Annotated in this window: 1 protein-coding gene; it reads left to right on the forward strand. The window is 39.7% G+C overall.

Annotated features, from left to right (window positions below):
• Positions 1-157: 157 nt before the first annotated feature.
• Positions 158-1,437: IS1380 family transposase (locus SPD89_RS22745; RefSeq protein WP_336264227.1), on the forward strand; the 1,280-nt coding region annotated here is incomplete at its 3' end.

Consider the following 1,437-nt stretch of genomic DNA (forward strand, 5'->3'; position numbering starts at 1 on the left):
TAGCTTCATGCGATATCCTTCGTTAAAGCTGTTATAACAGTATTTTTACTCATTAACACTTTTCACCTGAAAGGTGAGTGTAAAAAACATGAAAAGAAGCCCAGCTTTTGGTAATGTTATAAGTGCCTAACAAAAACATTCCAAGGGGGCTCCTTCTATGACAAGTGTAAATGAAAAATCCATGAAATTCAATAAACGTGTGAAAGTAAATTTTGACGGTGGTGATTTAACCGGGGATGCGGGTATTTTACTCTATCAGGAATTTAATAATGTAATCGGGTTGCATCAAGCCATTGAAGAAATAGTCCAAATAAAAGATGACATCATCCACCGCAGACATGAAAATCACGATGTTATTATGCAAAAAATCTACCAAAATGCTGCTGGCTACGATGCAGATGATCATGCAGATAACCTAAGACACGACCCAGCATTCACGACAATTTTGAATAAGCCCGAACTGGCTTCCCAGCCTACTATATCCCGGTTAAATCAACAGTTGAATAAAGAAACAGTGAAGCAGTTCCAAGAGGTAAATCGAACCATAATCGATCGTTTTCATGAACTGGAGGAACCCAAAAAATTGGTGCTTGATATTGATTCATCTAATTCACCAACTTATGGGGATCAATATGGTAGTTCCTATAATCCGCATTACGGAGAAAATGGCTATCATCCCATTTTTATGTTTGAAGGTGAGACGGGTGATTGCCTTAAGGCATCCTTGCGTGCAGGAAACGTGTATACATCCAGACAGATCGTGGCCTTCGTAGGCCCTGAACTGAAACGACTAAGAAAAAAATATCCAAACATCAAGATCATCATTCGCGGGGATAGTGGATTTGCCACACCAAAGCTGTACGAACTTTGTGAAAAACAAAGTGTAGATTATGTTATCCGCTTGAAGGCCAATCAGCGCCTGCAACGGATTTCCAGTGAGTTTGAGAATGAGATTGTCTCTGATCCCGAAGTCGATATCCATGAAGACCATCATGTATTTTATCGGAAGTTTACATACAAAGCAAACAGTTGGGATAAAAGCCGCACTGTGATGATGAAATTGGAAAAACCGGCTGATCAATTATTGTTTGTACCGACCTTCGTTGTGACTACACTGGAGGATGATTCGCCAAAGGATACTGTGCAATTTTACGCCGAGCGCGGGAAAATGGAGAACTACATCAAAGAAGGGAAGCTCGGCTTTGCATTTGGCAAAATGAGTAGTACTGAATTTGAAATTAACGCAAACAAACTACAAATTGCTGTCTTGGCCTACAATTTGAACAATGGTCTGCGTCGCTTCTGCATGCCGAAAAAGATGAAAAAGCATCAAATCAATACGATTCGCACCTGTTTTATCAAAATTGCAGGGAGAGTAATTCGATCTGGACGATATATAACATTCAAATTGTCCAGTAGCTCGTTATATAAAGATGC

Origin of the sequence: Pseudogracilibacillus sp. SO30301A, assembly GCF_037072025.1 — a bacterium.
GTDB lineage: Bacteria > Bacillota > Bacilli > Bacillales > Amphibacillaceae > Pseudogracilibacillus.